We start from the raw sequence: 7,193 nt of genomic DNA on the forward strand, positions 1-7,193 counted from the left end.
ATTGGATAAAAAGGAATCATTATCCTCAAAAAATTTATTTTTATATTGATTTCATATTACATTTATGTGAATACACCCACTATATTATATCTTTATACTATAATAAAATTACAACTATACAACTAGAGGAGGTCTCTATTATATGAATATGAAAGCTACTGCTTTAACAGCAACTACTGTCGCAATTGCTTCTTTACTTCCTTCTATGGGAGAAACAAATGTACAAACAGCCAACGCTGAACAATTATCTAATGTGAAAACTGGATATGTCAAAGTCGATCAAGTAGCCTTACATACAAAAGATAACGCAAATAGCTCATCAATTGATACAATTCGCTTTAATACGAAAGTGAATATACTTGAAACAACTAATGGCTGGTATAAAGTATCTGTTAATAATAAAGTAGGTTACGTACAAAAAGATTCTATTCTACTAAAAAACAAACTTCAATCTAATAATCAATATATCGTCAATGCCAATGCATTAAACGTTCGTTCTGAACCTAATTTAGAATCTTCAATTTTAGATGTATTACCAAATGGGAAATTCGTTACTATTCAAGAAGAACAAGGTGAATGGTATAAAATTTTACATAATGGCAAAACAGGTTACGTACAAAAGGCATTCGTATCTAATGGTTCACAGCCTTTAGTAAAAGGCATCACAGTTCAAAATAATACGAAATACACAGTTGCAACACCTAAACTTAATGTGCGTAGCAACGCTAGTACAAGTAGCGCACTACTTGGTTCATTACAAAATGGTACACAATTACAAGTAGTGGAAACTGTAGGAACTTGGTATAAAATTCGTTTTGGCACAGGATACGGATATGTGGCAAAGCATTATGTAGTGCAAAATCAAACGCAATCACAAGCTCAAACGACTCAACCTACTTCCATTCCAGCCGTTTTCAAATTCCCTACTCAAGGAAAAATTAGCTCAACATTTGATATGCGCTGGGAACAAATGCATTATGGTATAGATATCGCAGCTCAGGGTAATGTCTCTATCCAGGCTGCTGCGGCAGGTAAAGTCGTGAAATCATATTATTCAGCTAGCTATGGCAATGTTGTGTTCATCGCCCATCAAATAAACGGGAAATTATATACAACAGTCTATGCTCACATGAAAGATCGCACTGTACAAGCTGGTGATCAAGTACAAGCTGGACAATTAGTAGGTCATATGGGAAACACAGGTCATTCATACGGGCAACATCTTCATTTTGAATTACACAATGGAGAATGGAATTTTGAAAAAACAAATGCAATAAACCCACTGCCATATTTAGTTAGGTAAATTGTATGCCACGCAATATCAATATACCTCTCTTAATTGAATACTTAGCCTTTTTAGGCTTAATCTGTTGCTTAGTAATTTATAATACAAATACTGTATTTTTATCTATTATCATTGCTTTTGTTGCTTTAGAAATTATGATGGAAGCTTTTCAAGTTCAACTAAAACAAAAAATTGCCCATATTTATAATGCCATTTTTCTATTAAGTGCTTTAATAACAAATATTATTAGTAATGGTTTTTATTTATCTACCGTGTTTCCCGTATTTTTTATGGCTGTTTTATTGTTCATAGCTAGATACATTCATGTCCCTAATAACAAAAAACACGAACAAGAAGCTTAGAAAGAGGAGACACTGTGTACCAATCTTTCAAAGATAATCCGATAAAATATATATTGAATTTATACAAAAAAACAAATACTTTTTTTGGTATACAAGGAAGCTATACGGCACAATTTCTCCTTTATGGAATGTTATTTCTCGTCTTAATTACATTCTCCTTGCTTTACTAATAAAAAAAGGATCTCACAATTGAGATCCTTTTTAATTTATATAGAAAGTGCTCTTTATCCACAAGCATATTTTTCATAAATAAAGCTAAGATTATATTTTTTCTCTAAGCTCATTCTTTGTTCATCATCACACCAATAGAACAGAATATCATGAATCGTTGCATAACGCTTATTTTTAAGAAACAGTTTAAAGAAAGATGGTAAACAGTCATGTAATTGTATAAATATATAATTGCGTAATATTTCTTCTTTATATTTAATGCCCTTACAAATATACAATAATTCTTCACAATAATATGCATGTTGTGGAACTTGGATCATTTCAAAAAATGGCACATATGATAATAACTTTCCAATAAAATGATCATATCGATCCATTATCCCTATCGTCATATGCTCCATCATATCTTTCATTACATATAAATAATCATCTACATGAGTAGTCTTGAGTGGGTCTAATCGATCTGAAATTTGAGAAAGTACAGCCCTTTGGCAAGCTAACACCGCTTGACTAGGTCCATAATATGATAGAAAGTCTGTACACTTACGATACTTTCGTAATAAATCATATGTATATAAGTCATAAACAAAAGTATTACAATACATCGCTAAACTCATCATATCACTATTTAATTGCTCTTTTGATAGTGACTTAGCTCTCTTACACATATAAAAAAATGTAAATTCTAATACTTCTTTATGGGATAATAAATGTTTACAGTCTGTTATACATTTCTCATTAAATTTAACTCTATCCCAAATTTCTACATCTCCATCAGTTAATTCACCAATACGATATTTAATTATTAAATAGTTTAAAGCAACCGCCTGCGTCAAAAGATCCCACGTTTCATATTCCAATGAAGTATGAACAAACTCAGCTAGCCCTTGAGTTACCATAAAAGTATTCGCTTCTTCATACCAACCAATTTCTTGGCATAAGCGAAGAATACGTACTAAAGTTGGAATTTCGTCTTTATGAAATTGCGGTAAATTCTTTGCTTTATTCATTCCATATACGATAAATGCCGCTAAATTTTCTTCTTTATAAAATTCTTTTTCTTTCCACACTAATATAGTTCGTTCTTTCCCTTCACCTTTTGGATGACAAGGTACAAGCAAAGAAAATAATTCAGCGAAATTATTTGGTTCTATATATGTATCTGTAACCAAATTCCAATTTGGATCGCGCTGTACAGCCTTCATATAATTCCCCTTCCCTTTTATCTACATAGGAAATATTAATCCATTATCACATCATTAACAATAAATATTGTTATATTCGAAATCAATCATAATACTTATATCTATCAGTATATCATTTTTTCTCTTATTTATAATTAGGAATGACAAATTTAAATAAACTGTCGAAATTACTAACTGTATACTTATTATATAATGGCTCAGATACATCATGCTAACATATTAGCTTAACCCTATATACTAGAATAATGTATCTGATTTTTATACGTAACGTATTACACTAATTAAAGTCTCACTTCATTCCGTATGCTCTGATATTTCACTTAAAGCAAATCCCGCTTGATCATCTGCCGATTCTTTTATAGCTAAATCTCCTAGTGCTAACATCCCAACGAGTTGACCACTCTCAACTACTGGCAATCGTCTAATTTGATACTGTGCCATTAACTCTGTAGCCTTTTCAATAGGATCATCTGGAGAAACTGAAACAATGTTTTTTGTCATTACATTTGTAATTTTATTAGATCCAGGATGTTTTTCAGCAATCCCTCGAACAACTAAATCTCGGTCCGTAACAAGACCAACAACTTGTTCATTTTCAACAACCGGGATCAATCCAATCGATTCTTCTTTCATCTTTACAGCAGCTTCATATACATTGTCTAACGGTGTACACTGTACAATATGAGTGCTCATCAAGTCTCTCACTCGTGTCATTTGTATCTCCTCCTTTTTATACATACCATAGCTTTTCCTAAATCCCTTTATTTATTTCAGGAAAATCAGTTGATAAAGGAGAATGAATGCACAATAAAAAAGAGTCAGCATATTGCTGACTCTTTTTTTATGACCCGTACGGGATTCGAACCCGTGTTACCGCCGTGAAAGGGCGGTGTCTTAACCACTTGACCAACGGGCCATGGCTCCGCAGGTAGGACTCGAACCTACGACCGATCGGTTAACAGCCGATAGCTCTACCACTGAGCTACTGCGGAATAATATATGGTGGGCCTAAATGGACTCGAACCATCGACCTCACGCTTATCAGGCGTGCGCTCTAACCAGCTGAGCTATAGGCCCATATACTTTACAGGGGCAGTAGGAATCGAACCCACACTGGAGGTTTTGGAGACCTCAGTTCTACCTTTAAACTATGCCCCTAAAGGATGCCGACTAGAGGACTTGAACCCCCAACCTACTGATTACAAGTCAGTTGCTCTACCAATTGAGCTAAGTCGGCATAAAAAAATGGTGGCTCGGGACGGAATCGAACCGCCGACACGAGGATTTTCAGTCCTCTGCTCTACCGACTGAGCTACCGAGCCAAACATAAATGGCGGTCCCGACCGGGGTCGAACCGGCGATCTCCTGCGTGACAGGCAGGCATGTTAACCACTACACCACGGGACCATTTGGTTGCGGGGACAGGATTTGAACCTGCGACCTTCGGGTTATGAGCCCGACGAGCTACCGTGCTGCTCCACCCCGCGATGATAAAATATTTACTTTATAAAAAATGGAGGAGGTAGAGGGATTCGAACCCCCGCGCGACTCTCGCCGCCTGTCGGTTTTCAAGACCGATCCCTTCAGCCGAACTTGGGTATACCTCCATGAAGGAAAAAATATTTTATTATTTATGTCTAAACCATTTTAAAAGAAAATGGAGGAGGTAGAGGGATTCGAACCCCCGCGCGATTCTCACCGCCTGTCGGTTTTCAAGACCGATCCCTTCAGCCGAACTTGGGTATACCTCCGAGACATATAATAAATAAAGTGGAGCCTAGCGGGATCGAACCGCTGACCTCCTGCGTGCAAGGCAGGCGCTCTCCCAGCTGAGCTAAGGCCCCATGTTTTTGGGAATATCGGGAAGACAGGATTTGAACCTGCGACCCCCTGGTCCCAAACCAGGTGCTCTACCAAGCTGAGCCACTTCCCGTTATTAAAAGCGCGCCCGAGAGGAGTCGAACCCCTAACCTCTTGATCCGTAGTCAAACGCTCTATCCAATTGAGCTACGGGCGCATATGGTGCCGAGGGCGGGGGTCGAACCCGCACGGTGGTCACCCACCGCAGGATTTTAAGTCCTGTGCGTCTGCCTGTTCCGCCACCCCGGCATGTCATATTGAAAATTGGAGCGGAAGACGGGATTCGAACCCGCGACCCCAACCTTGGCAAGGTTGTATTCTACCACTGAACTACTTCCGCAAGACATGTATGAGTTATTTTATTAAAAGTGCGGGTGAAGGGAGTCGAACCCCCACGCCAAAGGCGCTAGATCCTAAGTCTAGTGCGTCTGCCAATTCCGCCACACCCGCATATTTTGTTAAAATGGTGAGCCATGAAGGACTCGAACCTTCGACCCTCTGATTAAAAGTCAGATGCTCTACCAACTGAGCTAATGGCTCTTAATGGCTGGGCTAGCTGGATTCGAACCAGCGCATGACGGAGTCAAAGTCCGTTGCCTTACCGCTTGGCTATAGCCCATTAATTAAGAATGGTGGAGGGGGGCAGATTCGAACTGCCGAACCCGAAGGAGCGGATTTACAGTCCGCCGCGTTTAGCCACTTCGCTACCCCTCCGACATATATGGTGGAGGATGACGGGATCGAACCGCCGACCCCCTGCTTGTAAGGCAGGTGCTCTCCCAGCTGAGCTAATCCTCCATTTTGCCTGGCAACGTCCTACTCTCACAGGGACAAGGTCCCAACTACCATCGGCGCTAGAGAGCTTAACTTCCGTGTTCGGTATGGGAACGGGTGTGACCTCTCTGCCATCATTACCAGACTGTATTCATTTAAGACAAGAATTATTGTAACTTATTTCACTTTGAAAGTCAACAAGTTTTTTATATTCTTTCAAAACTAGATAACATTGCTTCATATTATATGGTTAAGTCCTCGATCTATTAGTATTCGTCAGCTCCACATGTCACCATGCTTCCACCTCGAACCTATCAACCTGATCATCTTTCAGGGATCTTACTAGCTTACGCTATGGGAAATCTCATCTTGAGGGGGGCTTCATGCTTAGATGCTTTCAGCACTTATCCCTTCCGCACATAGCTACCCAGCTATGCCCTTGGCAGAACAACTGGTACACCAGCGGTGCGTCCATCCCGGTCCTCTCGTACTAAGGACAGCTCCTCTCAAATTTCCTACGCCCACGACGGATAGGGACCGAACTGTCTCACGACGTTCTGAACCCAGCTCGCGTACCGCTTTAATGGGCGAACAGCCCAACCCTTGGGACCGACTACAGCCCCAGGATGCGATGAGCCGACATCGAGGTGCCAAACCTCCCCGTCGATGTGGACTCTTGGGGGAGATAAGCCTGTTATCCCCGGGGTAGCTTTTATCCGTTGAGCGATGGCCCTTCCATGCGGAACCACCGGATCACTAAGCCCGACTTTCGTCCCTGCTCGACTTGTAGGTCTCGCAGTCAAGCTCCCTTATGCCTTTGCACTCTACGAATGATTTCCAACCATTCTGAGGGAACCTTTGGGCGCCTCCGTTACACTTTAGGAGGCGACCGCCCCAGTCAAACTGCCCACCTGACACTGTCTCCCGGGTCGATAAGACCCGTAGGTTAGAATTTCAATACAGTCAGGGCGGTATCCCACCAGCGCCTCCACCGAAGCTAGCGCTCCGGTTTCAAAGGCTCCCGCCTATCCTGTACAAACTGTACCAAAATTCAATATCAGGCTACAGTAAAGCTCCACGGGGTCTTTCCGTCCTGTCGCGGGTAACCTGCATCTTCACAGGTACTATAATTTCACCGAGTCTCTGGTTGAGACAGTGCCCAAATCGTTACACCTTTCGTGCGGGTCGGAACTTACCCGACAAGGAATTTCGCTACCTTAGGACCGTTATAGTTACGGCCGCCGTTTACTGGGGCTTCAGTTCAGAGCTTCGCTTACGCTAACCCCTCTCCTTAACCTTCCAGCACCGGGCAGGTGTCACCCCCTATACTTCGCCTTACGGCTTCGCAGAGAGCTGTGTTTTTGCTAAACAGTCGCTTGGGCCTATTCACTGCGGCTTTCCGTTAAGAAAGCACCCCTTCTCCCGAAGTTACGGGGTCATTTTGCCGAGTTCCTTAACCAGAGTTCTCTCGCACACCTTAGGATTCTCTCCTCGCCTACCTGTGTCGGTTTGCGGTACAGGCACCTTTTATCTCGC

At 41.2% G+C, this 7,193-nt stretch carries 4 protein-coding genes, 20 tRNA genes and 2 rRNA genes (1 of these 26 running past the window's edge); 2 read left to right on the forward strand and 24 right to left on the reverse strand.

Annotation, left to right across the window (positions count from 1 at the left end; genetic code table 11):
• The first annotated feature begins 142 nt into the window (after positions 1 to 142).
• Both QCI47_RS24305 and QCI47_RS24310 read left to right on the forward strand, forming a co-directional pair.
• A complete protein-coding gene (locus QCI47_RS24305; RefSeq protein ID WP_353811972.1) occupies positions 143 to 1,303 on the forward strand; it encodes an SH3 domain-containing protein in 1,161 nt (386 codons plus the stop codon).
• Positions 1,304 to 1,308: 5 nt separating this feature from the next.
• Positions 1,309 to 1,647, forward strand: coding sequence for a hypothetical protein (locus QCI47_RS24310; protein WP_001137811.1), 339 nt, complete (start codon positions 1,309 to 1,311; stop codon positions 1,645 to 1,647).
• A gap of 224 nt (positions 1,648 to 1,871) precedes the next feature.
• On the opposite strand, the gene QCI47_RS24315 is transcribed toward QCI47_RS24310, so the two are convergent.
• The 24 genes from QCI47_RS24315 to QCI47_RS24430 form a co-directional block, all read right to left on the reverse strand.
• The gene (locus tag QCI47_RS24315; RefSeq protein WP_000648924.1) at positions 1,872 to 3,023 is read right to left on the reverse strand and encodes a DUF3965 domain-containing protein; all 1,152 of its coding nucleotides are present in this window, start codon (positions 3,021 to 3,023) and stop codon (positions 1,872 to 1,874) included.
• A 294-nt stretch (positions 3,024 to 3,317) separates the two neighbouring features.
• A complete protein-coding gene (locus QCI47_RS24320) occupies positions 3,318 to 3,737 on the reverse strand; it encodes a CBS domain-containing protein (protein ID WP_000199015.1) in 420 nt (139 codons plus the stop codon).
• A 130-nt stretch (positions 3,738 to 3,867) separates the two neighbouring features.
• Positions 3,868 to 3,939 (reverse strand) — tRNA-Glu (locus tag QCI47_RS24325).
• 1 nt (position 3,940) lies between these two features.
• Positions 3,941 to 4,015, reverse strand: a tRNA-Asn gene (locus QCI47_RS24330).
• Between the two features lie 8 nt (positions 4,016 to 4,023).
• Positions 4,024 to 4,100, reverse strand: a tRNA-Ile gene (locus QCI47_RS24335).
• A 10-nt stretch (positions 4,101 to 4,110) separates the two neighbouring features.
• Positions 4,111 to 4,181: transfer RNA gene (locus tag QCI47_RS24340), tRNA-Trp, on the reverse strand.
• Between the two features lie 6 nt (positions 4,182 to 4,187).
• Positions 4,188 to 4,260, reverse strand: a tRNA-Thr gene (locus QCI47_RS24345).
• Between the two features lie 9 nt (positions 4,261 to 4,269).
• Positions 4,270 to 4,345, reverse strand: a tRNA-Phe gene (locus QCI47_RS24350).
• A gap of 9 nt (positions 4,346 to 4,354) precedes the next feature.
• Positions 4,355 to 4,430: transfer RNA gene (locus QCI47_RS24355), tRNA-Asp, on the reverse strand.
• Positions 4,431 to 4,433: 3 nt separating this feature from the next.
• A tRNA-Met gene (locus QCI47_RS24360) sits at positions 4,434 to 4,510 on the reverse strand.
• A gap of 27 nt (positions 4,511 to 4,537) precedes the next feature.
• Positions 4,538 to 4,630: transfer RNA gene (locus QCI47_RS24365), tRNA-Ser, on the reverse strand.
• A gap of 51 nt (positions 4,631 to 4,681) precedes the next feature.
• Positions 4,682 to 4,774, reverse strand: a tRNA-Ser gene (locus QCI47_RS24370).
• A gap of 20 nt (positions 4,775 to 4,794) precedes the next feature.
• A tRNA-Ala gene (locus QCI47_RS24375) sits at positions 4,795 to 4,867 on the reverse strand.
• Between the two features lie 15 nt (positions 4,868 to 4,882).
• A tRNA-Pro gene (locus tag QCI47_RS24380) sits at positions 4,883 to 4,956 on the reverse strand.
• 10 nt (positions 4,957 to 4,966) lie between these two features.
• Positions 4,967 to 5,040, reverse strand: a tRNA-Arg gene (locus tag QCI47_RS24385).
• 3 nt (positions 5,041 to 5,043) lie between these two features.
• Positions 5,044 to 5,132 (reverse strand) — tRNA-Leu (locus tag QCI47_RS24390).
• 16 nt (positions 5,133 to 5,148) lie between these two features.
• Positions 5,149 to 5,223 (reverse strand) — tRNA-Gly (locus QCI47_RS24395).
• A gap of 29 nt (positions 5,224 to 5,252) precedes the next feature.
• A tRNA-Leu gene (locus tag QCI47_RS24400) sits at positions 5,253 to 5,333 on the reverse strand.
• A 14-nt stretch (positions 5,334 to 5,347) separates the two neighbouring features.
• Positions 5,348 to 5,423, reverse strand: a tRNA-Lys gene (locus QCI47_RS24405).
• A 4-nt stretch (positions 5,424 to 5,427) separates the two neighbouring features.
• Positions 5,428 to 5,502, reverse strand: a tRNA-Gln gene (locus tag QCI47_RS24410).
• An 11-nt stretch (positions 5,503 to 5,513) separates the two neighbouring features.
• Positions 5,514 to 5,597 (reverse strand) — tRNA-Tyr (locus QCI47_RS24415).
• 8 nt (positions 5,598 to 5,605) lie between these two features.
• Positions 5,606 to 5,681, reverse strand: a tRNA-Val gene (locus QCI47_RS24420).
• A 5-nt stretch (positions 5,682 to 5,686) separates the two neighbouring features.
• Positions 5,687 to 5,802 (reverse strand): 5S ribosomal RNA (gene rrf / locus QCI47_RS24425).
• A 101-nt stretch (positions 5,803 to 5,903) separates the two neighbouring features.
• Positions 5,904 to 7,193, reverse strand: a 23S ribosomal RNA gene (locus QCI47_RS24430); it runs 1,633 nt beyond the window's last position.

It is taken from the genome of Bacillus cereus group sp. RP29 (assembly GCF_040459765.1).
In the GTDB taxonomy this organism is placed as follows: Bacteria; Bacillota; Bacilli; order Bacillales; family Bacillaceae_G; genus Bacillus_A; species Bacillus_A paranthracis.